This window comes from Candidatus Margulisiibacteriota bacterium, assembly GCA_003242895.1.
Classification (GTDB): Bacteria; Margulisbacteria; Riflemargulisbacteria; order GWF2-39-127; family GWF2-39-127; genus GWF2-39-127.
The window spans coordinates 1-18270 of record QKMY01000035.1; the positions used below are offsets into that span (position 1 = coordinate 1).

Here is an 18270-nt window from a genome sequence, read left to right on the forward strand (position 1 = left end):
TATTCTCAATAGAAATTGGGAAAGAATTATATGGGTTCAATTAATGGAAAAAAAAGGATGGTCAGCAACCTAAATAATAGGCTTATTCCCGCGCAGGTACTCGTCATAGGTCATCTTACGCTTATTGGCAGGTTGTACTTCAAGTATCTTTATATTACCATGATCATCAACCGCCGCTTTGATAACTTTGACAAGCAGATCATCAACGTACACATAAGCTCCCGGCCAGGGGTTCATAGCCCTTACTTTTAGAACTATTTCCTGCGGAGAGATTGAAAGATCAAGCTTTCCGTCTTCTTTCTTAAGTTTTTTAGTATACGTAGCTTTAGCTTCATCTTGATAAATAATATCGATTTTCTCTCGTTTATTACGAATCAAAGATAACGCTTCACTTAATGCCTCAGGACCAATAACCGACAATTTGTCGAACAAGTCTCCCGCGTTATCCGTCGGATCAATTGATATTGACTTAGACAGGATAACAGGACCGGTGTCCATCTTTTCATCAATTACCATAATTGAAACTCCGGTTTCGCTATTCCCTTCCAAAATTGAATACTGGATGGGAGCTGCACCCCGATATTTCGGAAGTAATGAGGCATGTACATTTAAACAAAAAAAGCCATTTACTATCGCGTTAGAGATGAGCATTCCAAAAGCCACGACAATAATGATATCAGGATTAAGATAGATTACCAGACTTTCGAGTTCTGATTTATTAAGTGGCTGGTATACAGGAATATGATGCGTTAATGCTTTTGACTTAACTGGTGGAGGTGAATACTGATGCCCTCTTCCGGCTGGCTTGTCAGGTTGGGTTACGACACCGATAACTTCATCGCCCCTATTAAGTAAGATATCAAGATGGGATACAGCAAAGTCAGGAGTTCCCATAAAAAGGACACGCTTCAAAGGATTATTTCGTAGATTAGCTCGGATATCAATCATTTCAATTACTGCTTCTGCTCATGTTGACTATCAATTAATCGGTCAATAAACAAAACACCTTCAAGGTGATCAATCTCATGCTGTAGACAGATAGCAAATAATCCGTCCGCTTCAAACGTTATCGCAACATTATCAATATTCCGGGCCTTAACAACTACTCTCTCTTTGCGAGCGACAACTCCTTCAATTCCTTGAACTGAAAGACAGCCTTCTTTGCTGGGAACTTTTCCGGAACTTGAGACAATCCTGGGATTAATTAAGACCAAAGGCTCGTTTCTGTTTTCGGATACATCGATAACAACCATCCTCTGCAAAAAGCCAACTTGAACAGCAGCCAAGCCAACTCCTGAGGCACTATACATCGTTTCTAACATATCTTTTGCCAAAGACTTTAGCTCAGGAGTTATTCTATCAATAGCTTTTGACTTCTTCCTGATTAATGGATCTTCTTGTGGAACAATGTGCAGTCGGGTCATCGGAGGATACCTTTCTTCATAGTTAAAATAGCCCGCAAGGCTATAACGACATTCCTTTATGATTTATATCTAACAATAGAAAAAGTTATAATATATTTGCAGGATCTACATCAATAAGCCACTTTATCGACTTTTCATACTCTACAAATATCAGTTTTAACGATTTTACAACTTTTTGAATACTATGTATACTTTTACTTTTAATAATGATATGCCATCGGTATTTTGCAGCTATCTTCGAAATCGGGGCCGGCATAGGGCCAAAAATCTGTAAGTCTTCAAACCTGTTTATTTCTAGATATTTATCGATCTTTTCAGCCAATTCACTTAATGCTTTTTGCGAATGCGCCTGCATAATTATTCTGCACAACCTGGCAAAAGGCGGATAGTCTAACGCCTGTCTGAACATTATTTCCTCGTCATAAAACTTTTGATAGTTATTTTCTAGTAACAGGGAAATAGAATAATTGTCCGGATTATAGGTCTGAACAACAACCTTTCCGGCCTTCCCTCTTCGCCCTGTCCTTCCGGCAACTTGCGAGAGTAAGGTATACGTCCTCTCAGCGGCTCTGAAGTCCGGCAGGTTAAGTGCAACATCGGCAGATATAACCCCCACAAGCCCAACATTATCAAAATCATGTCCTTTTGCAATCATCTGGGTACCGATAAGGATATCTGCCTCACCGGCAGAAAACCTCGACAGAATAGCTTCGAGAGACCCGATTGTTCTGGTAGAATCCCGGTCCATACGGAGAACTCTGATATTCGGGAAAAACGATGCAAGCTCCTGCTCAATCTTTTGAGTGCCAACACCGGAATAGCGAAAAAAAATGCTTTGGCATTGAGGACATAGCGGTTTATTTGCTGCTTTGTATCCACAATAGTGGCAATAAAGTACGTTATCATTATGAAGTGTTAACGTTACCTCACAGTGAGGACAAACCAGCTTATGACCACAGGTTTTACAGATAACAAACGGAGCGAACCCTCTTCTGTTAAGCAACAGCATTATCTGCTCGCCATTTTTCAGGGTGTCCTGGATATGATGAACCATCTCCTTACTGAAACTGCCATGATTCCCGGATTCCTGCTCTTTTCGCATATCGACGACAACTATTTCGGAGGGAGCGGTAGGTTTCACTTTGCTGGGCATTGATAACTTTTCGATGACCCCTTTTTGCGCAAAGTAGTATCTCTCAAGCGCAGGCGTTGCTGAACCGAGTATCAATTTAGCGCCGACTTGCTTGGCCATCCATCCTGCAACGGTCACCGCGTGATAGCGGGGTGTTGAATCCTGCTTATATGATGATTCATGTTCTTCATCAATGATGATTGCTCCAAGATCCCGTAGCGGAGAAAATAAAGCAGACCTGGCACCGACAACGATACGGCATTCCCCGCTTTGTATCTTAAGCCACTGCCTTCGTCTTTCTTTAGGCGTTAGTGAGCTGTGAATAACAGCCACTTGTGTACTAAACCGGCTATAAAATCGAGCTAATGTCTGTGGTGTAAGTGAAATTTCCGGGACAAGAACGATAGCTGATTTCCCCTGCGACAGAACGTGCTCAATAACCCGCAGATAAACTTCTGTCTTCCCGCTTCCCGTTACTCCATGAAGCAAAAAAAAGTCTTTCGATGATTCGATAATCTCAGTAATAACCTTATGCTGGTCTCCAGTCAAATCAAGGCCGTGAGCTATGCCCTGCCCTATGCTTTTTCCAGCATTCTCAGGCATTCTCGAAACCAAAACATCCTCGATAGTTATAATATTTTTCTTGATTAAAGTTCGTAGCGACGAACTCTTCGGGAGATCGGACAATGGGATAGTTCCGCCTGCCAGCATTATCGATTTCAATACCTGCGCCATCTGTGATGTCCGCTGGTTGCTTTCATACTCTTTTACGAAGTTGTTAACTGCATGAACCGGCATATTAAAGGATACGAACTTTACTTTTTCTTGATTTATTTTCTTATCACGTTTGTCCATCCCGGGAGGAAGAAAAAGATAAAGCGCTGACAAAAAGCTACAGAGATAATAGTCGGAAATAGTATGAGCGATTTGTACTTGATCCTTGGTAAATACAAGAGGAAGGTCTAAGACAGAAACAATGTCTTTGATATTTTCATAATCAGGTTCGTTTGTAAATTCAACAACAAAAGCTTGCATTGATCTATTTCGAAAGGATATTACAATCGTATTGCCAACTGCAACAGTAGTATCCAGGTGTGGGGGTACTTTATAAGTAAATAGCCGATCGGTATTTTGTGCGAGAAGCACGTTTACAAAAGAAGTCATAACTTATTTATTATCTGATCAAAAATTATTTTAGCAAGTTCCTGTTTATCCGCATGGTACTTATCACTACTACTACCTGTAAGTATGACAATTTCGGAACACTCAGCTCCGATTGCTTCGGGAGAGTTAGCAATTATCAGGTCACAATGTTTAGCTTCGAGTTTCTTATAAGCATTCGTGATTAGATCACATGACTCCAAGCAAAATCCAACCAATACCTGAGACACAGCCTTCTTCTCTCCCATATTTTTCAAGATATCAGGATTGGGTATTAACGTTAAATTCATAGTTCCATCAAGTAACTGATCTTTCTTTATCTTCCCCTCAACAACATTCTTAATCTTAAAATCAGCAACTGCTGCCGCAGCTATAAAAACATCGCATGCAGAAAATTGTTCATCAACAACCCGGAACATCTCATCTGCCGTCGTAACATTAAGGACTGTCAACTGATCGGATACAACAGCTACAGGAATAGTCGACACAAGGACAACCCGGGCACCGCGACTAAGGGCTTCTTGCACCAATGCTAATCCCATTTTTCCGCTTGAAGCATTGCTTATAAATCGTACATCATCAATATATTCTCGGGTTCCTCCCGACGTAATAAGGATCATCTTCCCTGTTAGATCTTTTTGCGAGAACAGGTTATTAATTGACAACAGTATCCGGCTATCATCAGGAAGCCGCCCGGCGCCATAAGTTCCACAGGCCAGATAACCGCTCTCAGGTTCCAGAACAGAATAATTATTCTGTCTCAAAATATCGACATTACGTCGGACAATTGGATTATCCCACATTTTAGTGTTCATGGCTGGAACAAATAGTACCGGTTTATGAAAAGACACGATCAAAGTTGAAAGAGCATCATCAGCAATCCCGTGAGCTGCTTTGGCAATCATATTAGCGGTTGCAGGTATAACGACCAGAGCATCATACTCATCAGCTAACGAGATATGAGGGACCGGTTCATCAGAATCAGCAAAAAGTTCAGTGATTACAGGTAATCTGGACAATGCTCTAAATGTATTTGGATTAACTAGTTGCGTAGCGGCCTTAGTCATTACGACCTGGACCTGGTTATTGTTTTTTATCAGGTTGTTTACGATGGAGGCCACTTTATAAGCTGCTATTCCGCCACAAATCCCGATAATTATTTTTTTCTTTGTTATCATAGCGAAGTCCGTTATAAAAATGAAATTTCCGAAATCCGAAGTCTAATAATTAAAAGCTGACATCGGACTTCGGAATTCGGACTAAAAGTTAAAGAATTAAATGGCTTTTGTTTTTTTCTTTTTTACTTCTTTTTTCTTATCTTCGGGTTTGAGTTCTTCATCTTCTTCGAAGTCATCTTCTTCTTCAAATATCGCCTGGCTCTGATTAACTTCTTTTCTCGATGAAATTCCCATCGTAATCTTTTGATCTTCAAACTCTTGTATAGCAGCAATAATCGGTCTGGACGAGTTGTCGTCGACCATTGAACTATCGCCCTCTTTAATCTGGATAGCCCTCTTTGCAACTGCTGTCGTTAATAAGAACTTATTTCCAAATTTCTTTACTAAATTATCAAATGAAAATGTTTGTGTCATTTAAATCTTTTCCTCCTTTCGGATTGAATTATCGACTTGATTTTTTCTGTCGTTTCAACAATGTCATTATTTTCAACAATATATTCAAACTTATCTTTCTCGTATAACTCTTCCTGTGCTACCCGGAGTCGTGACTGTACCTTATCTTCCGCTTCGGTTTTTCGTTCTCTCAGTCTCTTTTCCAACTCAGCCATACTGGGTGGAGTCAAAAAAATTGTTACCGTATCCAACTTTTGAGTGCGAAGATGGTCGGCTCCTTGAACATCAATTTCTAAAATTACTATATTACCCTCATGTATCTGCTTTAATACATATGCCGAATCTGTCCCATATCGTTTCCCATGCACATCAGCCCACTCAAGAAACTCTCCCTGCTCAACTTTCCTTGAGAACTCCTCATCAGACAAAAAGAAATATTCACGCCCATTAATTTCTCCGTCACGAGATGCTCTTGTAGTCGAGGATATCGACAGCGAGAGTTGGCTAACTTCGCTGACTAGCTTTTTAACAATCGTACCTTTACCTACTCCGGACGGGCCTGCTATTACGACTAGAAATCCTGTCATTATGCTTAAGTCCTGTACTGCATTTATTCTGATAATTTATTCCTGGTCCTCTGACTTTTCTATTCTTGCTGCAATCGTATCCGGTGATAAAGCTGATAACATGACGTGTTCGGTGTCTAAAACTATTACTGATTTACACTTCCTGCCACACGATGCATCAATAAGTTTTTTAAGCTCTTTAGCATCCGATACCATTCTTTTTATTGGCGCTGAATTCGGATACATGATGCTAAGAATTCTATCGGTAACCAATTTATTTCCAAAACCTACGCTAACTAATCTCTTCAAATAAATTTTCACCTCTAATTCAAGGACTTAATAATAACAAATACTTATTTTTTAAGCAAGCTGCAAATAATACGCATAAAACTCATTGAAATCAGAAAAACTGTGATCTGCCATATGAGAATGATCTGCAACAGCAAACTCTTTCATAAAAACTGACGTGAGCCCAGCCTCCCTGGCAGAAACAATACCGCCTTTCGAATCCTCGAACACAACAACATTTTGACGTGCCACCCTTAAATAGTTTAAAGCCATGAGGAATCCATCCGGAGCAGGTTTGCCATTTATGTAATCGTCAACGCTAAAAAGCGCTTCAAAGCTTCCGCACAATCCCACATTTTCTAACATAATATTAATCTCGTCTTTCCCACTCCCGCTTACAATCACTTTCCTCATAGGCAGAGCCAGCACTTTTTCAAGACCAGTAGCTACTTTGAGTTTGTTATTACTAAGATAGTTCCTTTTTCTGGCTATCACATCATCTTGAACCTCAGCAATAGAAACCGGAAGTGCGTATTTTTTGGTTATGAAGTCATAAATATGCTGCCACGAATAACCAAATACAATATTTCGGTCTTCCTCATCAAGATCGAGCTCCCACTCCCCTTTAAAATAATCAGAAATAAGGAAAACATTAAGTCGCTCGCTCTCCACGAGAGTATCATCAAGATCAAATATAAAACTATTAATTTCATTCAACATAAAGATCTCCGTATCCATATTTTTGACTTAAAAAACTTAGGACCCTTTATCATAGTAAAATACAGATAATCGCCCGAAAGAACGATCATTTGAAATCAAAAGAATCCAAATACCAGTATATACTATTAGAGAATCAATAGAAAATATTTTTTTTTAGAAATAAGCCTTTTTGAAATAATAATTTTTATTTTTCATCAACAGAAAGATTGACCGAAATCAGAAAAATTTTCGCAGAAAGGATGGCCTTTTTTATCAAAAGGCCACCACATTCCGCCTCTCCCCCCCTAAAAGCAAACGACAGGTTGTCGATACTCAATTATAGCTGCTGCTGATCGAGACCTATTTATTGTTATCTTATCCGGTGGCAATCCAAGAAGTTTAATATAACACTTATATTTATTTTTTTTATCAGAAAAAACAAAACATTTAGACATGATAGCTCGAAACAAATCGGGCAACGGAGAGATGTCCACTACGGACACCTCTCCCTTTGAAAGGAAAGAAACACCGAAATACGGCATTTTTCTCATGGAGGTCAAGCATGATCTTTCCCTAAATCCACAGTTCAGACTAGATAATTCCCAATTAGGCGTCTCTATATTGCCCGTTTTTTTCCCAAAAAAGCCGAAGCTCAAAGGAAAAAGAGATCTGTGCCGCACATCCAATCCCCCGAGCAATACAGAGAAACCCACAATAGGCTTAGTATTCGACAAAATACCAGACCTACCCCCCCCCGGAAGTAAGTCACCTATAGTCAAGCAATTATCAAGATTCAATTTTTTTTTCAAAAATTCCAACACTGCAGCAACACCTCAAAATAAAGTAATTAATCCTAATATTATTATATAAAGATTCGAACGTATTTGATGTGACATATTAAACACTATTTATTTATATTTGTCAATAGAACCTGGCTAGATATAATTTAGCGCAACTAAGACATTTATCAAATAAACACAATACTTCAATACGTAAAACAAGCTATATTGCGAAACTAAAAAATCAAACAAACTGCCAACATTCACCATTATATCAAGGTTTTAGCATATTAAATATTTGCAAACATTCATATTTCATTAAAGACAGTCCTTACATATCACAAAAAGTACATTATTCCTTTCCTTATCATCATAACGCCTATTGCAGCCAGCAACAGGCTCGATAATTTTGATATCGTTTTAGCCCCATTCTTACCTAGAATGCGATCTATGGATGCTGAAGACCAAAACACAATTCCAGCAACAACAATATTCGCAATAGTAGAGATAATTGTCATCACTATGCCATACTGATCAATCAGAATAAGAGTAGTTGTAAGCAAGGCCGGTCCGGCTAGCAGGGGAACTCCAAGAGGTACGGCACCGACGCTTTCAGTATCAACTAGCTGCCGCTTATTCGCCAATATCAGCAAATCATTAACTGATAACAGAAAAAGAAGGGATCCTCCGGCTATCATAAAATCGGCCGAAGTTATGTTAAGCAGTTTCAAAACAAATTTACCTACAAGGATAAATAGTATTGTGACTATTGTCGCAGTCACAACCGACTGTAGAACAATTCTATGCTTCTGAGCTTGAGATAATCCTTCGGTCAGAGCCATGAACAACGGTAGCAGTCCAATAACATCAACCGCAACAAATATAGGGACAAAGCTTAACCAAAAACTATCCATAGATATAATCTCGAAAAAAAAAAAATATTTATACCCGGGACCACAAATATAAAACTTTATGAAAGCTTTTTAACCGGATTAAGCTTAAACGCAACGTACAACAGGATACCTTCCCCTGTCAATCATCAACACCGGGTTCTCAGGGCATCCTACCCCCAATTAAAATAGTTATCCATTGCAACTACGGGAACCACGATTACTCTGGAAGTATCATTGAAAATTCAAAGAAATTACCTGGATTTAACGAGATACCCGTATAAGCAGCATTGAGCCGATCATCCCGGTAACTATATTAGGAATCCAGGCTGCAAGCCAAGGAGGAATTGCACCGTACGTACCAAGCCATTGCCCTGTAGCAAGCATAATGTAGTACATAACGACGACCAAAAGGCTTAGTCCGATGCCAACAGTACTGCTTCCCCTGGTTGGTTTGACCCCCATAGGAGCACCAAGCAAGGTAAAAATAAAGCAGGCAAAGGGAATCGAAGCCTTCTGGTGAAGCTGAATCATCAAGCCCTTGTTATCAAGTCCGGCTTTAGTCCTTTGAGATATATAAGCTGAAAGCTCTCGGTAATTCATATTTTTGGGCTCTTTTTTTTCTTTTGTTATAAGCAAATCTTCAGGAGTATAACTTATATTTATATATTCTTTTGTAAAAGCTATAGTAATGATCTTAAGCTTATCTTGAGCAGAAAAATTATGCATAACTCCAGCTAGAAATATCCAACCGCCGCTCTTTTGCCACATGGCTTCTCTGGCATATATCACACGGGCAACACCCTGCTCATCATTCTCGATAACAGTGACATCATTCATTGTCTGCCCCTTAAGCGAGTTAGCATAGATAGTCCGCTTCAGAACTCCGCCTTCATACTCTGGAATAGCGATCGATTGCCGCAACGCAGGCTTATTAGTTGTTTTAGCTTTAAGCAATACAAGTTCAGCATAATTATTAGCTTTGGGAACGATCTCTTCATTAAACGTTATTGTCATCATACTGATAACCACACCGACAACCAAAGCAGGCACTATCAGCCGATAAAAACTTACACCGCTTGACTTAAAAGCTGTTACCTCACTATCGGATGACAATCGATTAAATGCAACGAGTGAGGCTAACAGTATTGATGTCGGGAAGGTATAGACAATAATTTCCGGCAATCTGCTGAAAAACAGCTTAACAACTGCGTCAACCGGCAAATTATATTTGGTAGATTCCGCAATCAAATTTGGCAATACGCCAACTCCCGCAGATATGGAAGTGAATGCGATTACCCCAAAAAAAAACGGATAGATTAATTCTTTTATAATGTATTTATCAACTAGCTTAATCATATATTCTCTTCCTGAAAATCCGTTACATAGAGAATCTGTCACCCAAATAAAACTGTCGTGCTACCGGGTCATTTGTTAAATACTCCGATGATCCGCTTGATAAGATTTTTCCTTCATGCAAAATGTATGCCCGGTCAGTGATTGACAACGTTTCCCGAACATTATGATCGGTAATAAGGACTCCGAGCCCTTTACTTTTTAATTGTCTTATTATTTCCTGGATATCGTTGACTGCAATAGGATCTATTCCGGCAAATGGCTCATCCAACAGAATAAAGGAAGGCTCAGTTGCCAGCGCCCTTACGATCTCAACTCGACGTTTTTCTCCTCCGGACAACTCATAACCTTTATTCTTACGGAGATAAACAATTCCCATTTCTTCGAGCAATTCATCCAGTCTTTGCTTCTGCTTTTCCTTAGGAACAACAGGGATCAATTCCCAGATAATTTTGATATTCTCTTCAACTGTAAGTTTTCTAAAAATCGATGTTTCCTGCGGAAGGTACCCGATCCCCAGCCGGGCACGCTTATACATGGGCAATCGGGTAATATCGTTCCCATCAAGCAACACCTGGCCCACCTCTCCGCGAATCAAACCGACAACGACATAAAAAATAGTGGTTTTCCCAGCTCCGTTAGGGCCAAGAAGCCCCACAACTTCACCACGATTGACGGCGATACTGACTTCATTTACAACCTTACGGTTCCGGTATGACTTCACTACACCCCGAGTCTCTAACATTAGAACTCCTTTCGGTGCCAAAAAAAAAGGCAAAACTGACGAACGCTATTATATCATTAAATATAAACTACTACCAAGGACCGAAATAAGCACGAAATTGTTCTTGATGTAATAGGTAAGATAAGGTAAAATTATTCTTTATTATACTAGTAAATTATGCCAGAAAATAAATCGAATGAGTTTGTTCAGAGAATGATTACGAGTAACGATCTTAGACCAGGAACTACATTTAAGCTGCCTGACGGCATCTTCCGCGTTATATCGTACAATCATAATAAGCAAGCGAGAGGCAGTGCTGTCGTAACAACAAAATTAAGAAATATTCTTACCGGATCAACGGTCAACAAAACCTTTCGAGGCGGTGAAAAAATAGAAGACATAAAAATCGAAATGAGACCGATGCAATTCTTATATAACGAAGATGCTAAGTATTATTTCATGAACCAGTCAACCTATGACCAGCTGGAAATTCCGGAAGATATTATTGGTGAAGACAAGTATTACTTAAAGGAAGAAATGATCATATCGATCCAGTTCTTCGAAGAAAAAATAATTGGGATCACATTACCGGCCAATGTAGAATTAAAAATAGAATATACTGAACCTGGGGTCAAAGGAGATACAGTCTCCGGAGCTACGAAACCGGCGAAACTTGAAACAGGATTATCAGTTAATGTACCTCTTTTCGTAAATCCCGGAGAAATTATTAGGGTTGATACCCGGACAGGGGCATATATAGAGAGAGTTAAATAGTCTTATGCAAGTTATAGATGGCTAGAGGCCTAACCATAACTAGTAACTGATTGCTGTTAACGAAAAAACAACATGGAGGTATTATAAGAATGGATTTAAAGGAAATAAAAAATTTAATATCAATAGTTGAGAAAGCTAATATTAGCTCCTTTGCGATCGAAGAGGACAATATTAAAATCGAAATCAAAAAGGAAACATTAGCAGCTGCAGGTCATCTTCCCCAAAGCTATACTATACCGATGGTTAATTACAATTCTGCTACACCTAACGCAACTCAATATCAACCTACTTCGCCTATAGAAAACAAACCACAGTCTGAAGTTGCACCGGACCTCACCCTGGCATACATAAAATCACCGATGGTGGGTACCTATTACTCATCACCAAGCCCTGAAGCTCCAATGTTTGTTAAGGTTGGGGAAAGAATCGAAAAAGGCGCAACCATTTGCATTATCGAAGCAATGAAACTTTTTAACGAGATAGAATCAGAGCATTCCGGAACTGTGGAAAAAATCCTGGTTAAAAACGGGGAACCTGTTGAATACGGGCAACCGCTCTTTGCTATTCGATTGGCCTAATAGAAAAGAAATATGCAAAAAAATCAAACAACTAAATGGGTTTATTTAACTTCTGCTGAAAATAACAGCCAAGACATCTCGACTAATTTAAATATATCTTCCTATGTCACAAAAATTTTATTGAATAGAAACATCAAAACAGCTGAGGAAGCAAACAACTTCCTCTTTCCGCTCTTTGACTCGTTGCCTGAAACAAAAATCCCTCATGTTGAAAATGCTGCAAAAATAGTTTATTCAGCAATTAAAGAAAACAAAAAATTCGTAGTTTACGGCGATTACGATGTTGACGGCATCACCGGGACAACACTCCTCACGGATGCCCTCAGAAATTTTAACGTGCAAACGGAATTTTACATACCTCACCGGTATACGGAAGGATATGGGCTCAATTGTGACGCGGTCCGGTCTTTTGCCGGACAAGGATTCGATTTTATCATAACTGTCGACTGCGGCATAAGTAATGTAAAAGAAATAAAACTAGCCCGCCAACTTGGATTAGACGTTATTGTCATAGATCACCACACTCCTCCGCCGGAGCTTCCGGAAGCAAGCGCAATCGTAAACCCGAAACTTAACCCTTCACACTTGCCATATTACCATTTATCTGGTGTCGGAGTTGCCTACAAGTTTATCGAAATGCTCTTCCAGACTGCACAGATAGACCGATCGAAAATCCCATCTTATTATCTTGAGCTTGTCGCACTTGGGACAATTACGGATATCGTCCCGCTCTTAAAAGAAAATCGAACACTGACCTACTACGGATTAAGCAAGTTAAACCAAACCCAAAACATAGGAATAAATAACCTAAAAAAAATTGCTTCTCTCAAAAAAAAGGTAAATACCTACGCTGTCGGGTTCATCCTCGGGCCACGATTAAATGCTGCGGGGAGACTTGAACACGCATCCCTCGGAGTTAAGCTCCTGCTCACTAAAAATGAAACTGAAGCCTGGCAACTGTCAAACCATCTGCATTCTATAAATGAAACTCGAAAATCGACGGGGAAACTGATTAAAGAAACAATCATAGAAATTCTCACAACCAGCTATGATCTGGTTCACCAGAAAAGTATTGTTATTGCACGTGAAGCCTGGCATCCGGGAATTATTGGGGTTGTATCGAGCCAGATAGCATCACAGTTTTGCCGGCCTACTGTTTTGATTGCAATTAATGAAGGAAAAGGAAGAGGTTCCGTTAGAAGTGTCGCTAATATTGACATATTTACCCCGCTCTCAAAATGCAGTCATCTCTTCACAGCATTCGGAGGACACAAAGAAGCTGCAGGTTTTGAAATATTAACGGAAAACATCCCGGCATTCGAGGTCCAATTCAAGCAAATCATTGATGAACTCGTATCATTCGAAGATCTTCAACCAGTAATAAAAATTGATCTTGATCTTAAACCAAAAGACATTACCTTAAAATTAGCCAAGGAGATCATGCTCCTTGAACCCTTCGGGCAATCAAATCCGGAACCTGTATTTTGCACCAAAGACATGTACCCGATTGACTTCAGGACGGTTGGAGACGGATCACACCTGCATATTACTTTTTCCGATGGAATGAAGCTTTTCACCGCTATCGGCTTTGGAATGAGTTCGGAAATTGATAAATTGCAAACTGGATCAGTTGATATTGTTTACCACTTAAAAATCAACGAATGGAATAAGAACACCTCTGTTCAGCTACAACTCATTGATATACAAAAAAGTGATTAATGCTATGAAGGAACAATCCAGACATAAACAACTAATTACCCGCCAAATATTAGCTATTATCCATATAATTCCTTACTAAAATAATTTCACTTTATTTCATGATTTGTGCTAAAATGAGCTTGTAAAAAATCGAAGAAAGGAACAATCTATGGACCTCAAGCACTACATAAGAGACATACAGGATTTTCCTAAACCAGGAATTATATTCAAAGATATCACTACACTACTTAAAGATAGAAAAGCTTTTAATTACGCTATCGAAGAACTCAAAAAAGCTCTTAACGATCAGGATATCGATGCCATCGCCGGGATAGAGTCCAGAGGGTTTATATTCGGTTCTGCCTTAGCCTTTTCCATGGGAATCGGCTTCATTCCGGTAAGAAAGTTCGGGAAATTGCCATCAACAACCTTCGACGTAGAATATGAGTTAGAGTACGGCACCGATCAATTGAGCATTCACACTGATGCCATTGTAGCTGGCCAGAAGATTGCCATTATTGACGACGTTCTGGCAACAGGAGGAACTGCACGCGCAACTGCCGACCTCATAGAAAAAGCCGGCGGCGAAGTTTCTTCATTAGGCTTCATCATGGGATTATCTTTTTTAAAAGGCCTGGAAAAAATAAATAAGTTTAATGTGATTACTTTAATTAATTATTAATTGCCTCATTGATTTTTTGCGAAGGCATAGTAACAACTTATGAAAGCTATGTATAAATATTTAGCTTTCTTTATAAAAATAGCGGATTGTGAATTATAGTATGAATAATGTTAGCATAACATCAATAATCGAAAATATAAAAAAATACAATTCCATACCTGACATTAAGCTCATTGCGGAAGCTTACGCCTACGCGTTAGAGTCACACAAAGAACAAAAAAGGCTGTCCGGAGAAGCATACATCAATCATCCGCTGCAAGTAGCGTACATCCTTTCAACACTTGAAGTCGATGAAACAACCATCGCTGCTGCGCTTCTTCACGATACCATTGAGGATGCAAATGTCTCAAAAAAAATGCTCGAAGATAAGTTCGGACACGAAGTTGCGTACCTGGTAGAGGGCGTTACAAAATTAGGCATGATAAGTTTCTCGTCCAGGGAAGAACATCAGGCAGAAAACTTCAGGAAAATGTTTTTGGCTATGGCTACAGATATTCGGGTTATTATTATTAAACTTGCTGACCGGCTCCACAACATGCGTACCTTAAAGCACGTATCAGAGGAAAAGCAAAAAAGGATATCTCTCGAAACACAGGAAATCTATGCGCCATTAGCCCATCGTCTTGGCATGGGAAATATTAAATGGGAACTGGAGGATCTCAGTTTCCGTTACCTCAACCCAGAAAAATATCATGAAATACGAGACCTTGTCAGCGAAAAAAGAGTCGAGCGGGAAAAGTACATCCAAACATTCGTAGACAATATTAAAACCAATTTAAAGTCAGCAGGAATTGATGCCGATATATACGGCAGACCGAAACATTTCTGGAGCATTTACCTTAAATTAATTTCGCAAAACTTAGATTTCAGGGATCTCTACGACCTTTTTGCAATCAGAATTATCGTAAGCACCTTAAAAGACTGCTATGGTGTCCTTGGTATCATACATGCATTATATAAACCGTTACCTGGCCGATTCAAAGATTATATTGCCATGCCCAAGATCAATATGTACCAATCACTCCATACAACACTCATAGGACCAAAAGGAAGGCCTATCGAAGTACAAATACGCACACAGGAAATGCATCGGGTATCTGAATATGGCATTGCTGCACATTGGCGCTACAAGGACGGCAAAGCTAAAGACAGAGATTTTGAAATGAAGCTTTCCTGGCTTAGACAACTCATTGAATGGCAAAAAGACTTTATTGACGCCAAAGACTATATGGCAAACCTAAAGCTGGATCTCTTTACGGACGAATCATTTGTGTTTACTCCAAAAGGAGATGTTTTCGGGCTTCCTATGGGTTCGACCCCGGTAGATTTTGCTTATCACATACACACTGAAGTCGGACACCGATGTATAGGGGCCAAAGTAAATGGCAAAATCGTACCTCTTAATTACAAATTACAAAATGGAGATATTGTTGAAATCATTACCTCAAAATCCGACAATCCGCACCTTAACTGGCTTAATTTCGCAGTAACCAATGAAGCTAAACAGAAAATCAAAGGCTGGTTCAGAAAACAGAATATAGAAGAAAAAATAGAAAAAGGGAAAGAAACCCTTATCTCTGAAATTAAAAAACAATTATTAAACAACTTCTCTGACGTCATTTTTCGAGATCTTATTAAACATATTCTGGAAAAGTTTAATTTACCAAAAGAAGATGATCTATATATAGGTATCGGACAAGGCGAGATATCGATGAAACATATTATCGACTTCGTCAGAAATCATATCGAATTAAAATCCAACAAGCCTGAACCCCCGATAGAAACAATACTCAGTAAAAAACCGAAGGAATTCGTGATCAAAGATAATATTAAGATCCAGGGGCTAGACGGTATCCTCGTACATATATCGAAGTGTTGTTCCCCAATACCTGGCGATGAAATTATTGGGTTCATTACAAAAGGTCATGGAATATCCATCCACAAACACAGCTGCCATAATATTTCTACAAAAAAGAATATTGAACGTGCAGTCCCGGTAGACTGGGGTATACAAGGCAAAGAACGGTACCCGGTCGATATATCTATTGAAGGCTATGACAGAATAGGCACCTTGAAAGAGATTGTTAGCGAAATAGCCAACATGAAAATAAATGTAGTTAAAGCAAATGTCCAAACCCAGAAAAAAACGAATACCTATATCGCCAACCTAACCTTGGAAGTTACCGACCTTCAAGAATTAAATAAAGCCTTAGGTATGCTAAAACAGATAAAAGACGTATTCAAGGCATATAGAATCGAACGGTAAATTACCTGGAGAAGAAGATCATGATCGGTAAAGCAATTCTAATTGTAGTCGGTACATTATCACTTATATTCGGCATTCTCGGCATATTCCTGCCGCTGCTTCCCACAACTCCGTTCCTGTTATTCTCCGCCTGGTGTTACCTCCGAAGTTCCCACAAACTCTACAAATGGTTAATCAGCCGACCCTATCTCGGGAGATATATCCTTAATTACAGAGAGGGCAAGGGTATCCCCCTTCAAGCCAAATCATTCACACTTCTGCTGCTCTGGGTTACAATGAGCAGCACGATCCTGTTTGTAGTCCCTAATATCTTTGGCAAAATCGCGTTGTTGATTATTGCTCTAGGAGTATCTGTCCATATCATGCGAATACCAACAACAGTGAGATAGCGAAATCATAGGTACCCCCAGGAAATCATTCCGATTCACGTCTAATAATAATTTATGCGCTAGTAAGTTTAAGCATTATTGGACAATACAGCGGCTGCCATAGACTCCCATTGTGCATAGGCATTAGGGTAGGCAGATCTTTGGACGGCTTGAGCAGCTTGCGTTAAACTCATTTTATTTCTGTTTTTCACTTCAAACAGGCCTTCATAAAATTTTCCTGCTGCGTATCTCGGGGTTGTACATTGTTCCTCAGTTCCCCAGCCACATAATGGTCTCTGTTGAAACAATCCTTTAGAGTCGAGATGACCATAATTAAGATTTCTAAGCCGGGATTCTTGCATTGCAGTTGCAATTGCTATTTGGATATCGCGCGGTGAAGCACCCATCTCGTTACCGACGGCTATGATGATATTTGCATTTCCGACTTGTTCTTCCGATAAAGGAACCTTTGCGAAGGTACCGGCACTGACACTATTAACTACCGTTGCTTCGTTAACAATTGATACTCCATCGTCTTGATTGGCGACCTTTTTATTATGAGAAACCAGCATGGTATCAGTCTGCGTTTTTGTCATGATACTTCCCATAGCAAGTGGTTCCTCGCTACCAGGGTCTTCTTCTCCGGATTTATTTCCATTTATTGCTTTATCAATTAATTCTTTTATCATATTTTTAACGAACGAATTTGCTCCGGCACTGTTCAATGAAGGTGCGGATGTGGGCGTTAACGTCGCTGCATTTTGGTTACTACTATTCGTTTCAGTTGGTTTGGTGTTACCACTGGCAATGATCTCTGAGTTTAAACGTCCCGACACGTCAACCGGCTTTATATCGACACCGGGTGGCGGTACTGACGGGCCGCTCGTGGGTGCGGCTCCAGCCCCTGAAGTAGTTAGAATTGGAGCAGTTCCTGTTAAGCTTACTGAGTAAGTATCAGGGCTATTACCCTGTGGCGGTGGCTCATCATCGACGGACATATATCCGTTTGATTGGTTAATATCATTACTACCACTGGTTGCGGCATTCCCGGTAGGATATATACAGGGTGGTAATTGTTCTTTTGTCATATTACAGGATAACCTCCTTGGCAATTTTGTATACTTCATCCTTTAAAATATCGGAAGATATTAGTGATTAACTTGCATTCAATTTTACCGTTATTAAACTAATGGTTACCCCTGACTAGCGCACCTATCGAGTAGGAGGTAGGTGATTAATTCACCTACCGACCTCTCACACCACCGTACGTACGGTTCCGTATACGGCGGTTCAACAAGAATTAATGTACTTCTG

19 protein-coding genes are annotated in these 18270 nt (G+C 39.6%); 6 read left to right on the forward strand and 13 right to left on the reverse strand.

From position 1 onward, the window contains the following. Nucleotides 1–69 precede the first annotated feature (69 nt). The 12 genes from DKM50_05295 to lptB all read right to left on the reverse strand — a co-directional run bounded on the left by DKM50_05295 (nt 70) and on the right by lptB (nt 10611). The gene (locus DKM50_05295; protein PZM81843.1) at nt 70–948 is read right to left on the reverse strand and encodes a methionyl-tRNA formyltransferase; all 879 of its coding nucleotides are present in this window, start codon (nt 946–948) and stop codon (nt 70–72) included. A gap of 5 nt (nt 949–953) precedes the next feature. Continuing rightward, nucleotides 954–1424 carry a peptide deformylase gene (gene def / locus DKM50_05300; protein ID PZM81844.1) on the reverse strand — a complete coding sequence of 157 codons (471 nt, stop codon included), beginning with the start codon at nt 1422–1424 and terminating at the stop codon, nt 954–956. 85 nt (nt 1425–1509) lie between these two features. Beyond that, a complete protein-coding gene (gene priA / locus DKM50_05305) occupies nt 1510–3720 on the reverse strand; it encodes a primosomal protein N' (protein ID PZM81845.1) in 2211 nt (736 codons plus the stop codon). Next, nucleotides 3717–4895, reverse strand: a complete 1179-nt coding sequence (coaBC, locus tag DKM50_05310; protein PZM81846.1) for a bifunctional phosphopantothenoylcysteine decarboxylase/phosphopantothenate--cysteine ligase CoaBC — start codon at nt 4893–4895, stop codon at nt 3717–3719. The genes priA and coaBC overlap by 4 nt, the downstream gene beginning before the upstream one ends. A 96-nt stretch (nt 4896–4991) precedes the next feature. Continuing rightward, the gene (gene rpoZ, locus DKM50_05315; protein ID PZM81847.1) at nt 4992–5309 is read right to left on the reverse strand and encodes a DNA-directed RNA polymerase subunit omega; all 318 of its coding nucleotides are present in this window, start codon (nt 5307–5309) and stop codon (nt 4992–4994) included. Then, nucleotides 5306–5875, reverse strand: a complete 570-nt coding sequence (locus tag DKM50_05320; GenBank protein PZM81848.1) for a guanylate kinase — start codon at nt 5873–5875, stop codon at nt 5306–5308. Before DKM50_05320 ends, rpoZ begins: the two co-directional genes overlap by 4 nt. Nucleotides 5876–5911: 36 nt before the next feature. Then, on the reverse strand, nt 5912–6163 hold the full coding sequence (locus tag DKM50_05325; protein ID PZM81849.1) for a hypothetical protein: 252 nt from the start codon (nt 6161–6163) through the stop codon (nt 5912–5914). Nucleotides 6164–6214: 51 nt separating this feature from the next. Further along, nucleotides 6215–6880, reverse strand: coding sequence for a hypothetical protein (locus DKM50_05330; GenBank protein PZM81850.1), 666 nt, complete (start codon nt 6878–6880; stop codon nt 6215–6217). Between the two features lie 266 nt (nt 6881–7146). Then, nucleotides 7147–7662 (reverse strand): hypothetical protein, encoded by a 516-nt coding sequence (locus DKM50_05335; GenBank protein PZM81851.1) that lies wholly within the window; start codon nt 7660–7662, stop codon nt 7147–7149. A 296-nt stretch (nt 7663–7958) separates the two neighbouring features. Then, nucleotides 7959–8534, reverse strand: coding sequence for a MarC family protein (locus DKM50_05340; protein PZM81852.1), 576 nt, complete (start codon nt 8532–8534; stop codon nt 7959–7961). 240 nt (nt 8535–8774) lie between these two features. Beyond that, on the reverse strand, nt 8775–9869 hold the full coding sequence (locus tag DKM50_05345) for a hypothetical protein (protein PZM81853.1): 1095 nt from the start codon (nt 9867–9869) through the stop codon (nt 8775–8777). A gap of 22 nt (nt 9870–9891) precedes the next feature. Then, nucleotides 9892–10611, reverse strand: coding sequence for an LPS export ABC transporter ATP-binding protein (gene lptB / locus DKM50_05350; GenBank protein ID PZM81854.1), 720 nt, complete (start codon nt 10609–10611; stop codon nt 9892–9894). A 192-nt stretch (nt 10612–10803) separates the two neighbouring features. Here lptB and efp point away from each other — a divergent pair, with 192 nt between their 5' ends. The 6 genes from efp to DKM50_05380 all read left to right on the forward strand — a co-directional run bounded on the left by efp (nt 10804) and on the right by DKM50_05380 (nt 16977). Then, entirely contained in the window at nt 10804–11364 is a 561-nt protein-coding gene (gene efp, locus DKM50_05355) for an elongation factor P (protein ID PZM81861.1), read from the forward strand. Nucleotides 11365–11453: 89 nt separating this feature from the next. Further along, a complete protein-coding gene (gene accB, locus DKM50_05360) occupies nt 11454–11942 on the forward strand; it encodes an acetyl-CoA carboxylase biotin carboxyl carrier protein (GenBank protein PZM81855.1) in 489 nt (162 codons plus the stop codon). A 12-nt stretch (nt 11943–11954) separates the two neighbouring features. Further along, nucleotides 11955–13661 carry a single-stranded-DNA-specific exonuclease RecJ gene (gene recJ / locus DKM50_05365; protein PZM81856.1) on the forward strand — a complete coding sequence of 569 codons (1707 nt, stop codon included), beginning with the start codon at nt 11955–11957 and terminating at the stop codon, nt 13659–13661. A 148-nt stretch (nt 13662–13809) separates the two neighbouring features. Beyond that, entirely contained in the window at nt 13810–14322 is a 513-nt protein-coding gene (locus tag DKM50_05370) for an adenine phosphoribosyltransferase (protein PZM81857.1), read from the forward strand. A gap of 100 nt (nt 14323–14422) precedes the next feature. Beyond that, a complete protein-coding gene (locus DKM50_05375; GenBank protein PZM81858.1) occupies nt 14423–16588 on the forward strand; it encodes a (p)ppGpp synthetase in 2166 nt (721 codons plus the stop codon). A gap of 20 nt (nt 16589–16608) precedes the next feature. Further along, nucleotides 16609–16977: a DUF454 domain-containing protein gene (locus tag DKM50_05380; protein ID PZM81859.1), complete on the forward strand. Its 369-nt coding sequence runs from the start codon at nt 16609–16611 to the stop codon at nt 16975–16977. Between the two features lie 68 nt (nt 16978–17045). On the opposite strand, the gene DKM50_05385 is transcribed toward DKM50_05380, so the two are convergent. After that, nucleotides 17046–18044 carry a hypothetical protein gene (locus tag DKM50_05385; protein PZM81860.1) on the reverse strand — a complete coding sequence of 333 codons (999 nt, stop codon included), beginning with the start codon at nt 18042–18044 and terminating at the stop codon, nt 17046–17048. Nucleotides 18045–18270: the final 226 nt, after the last annotated feature.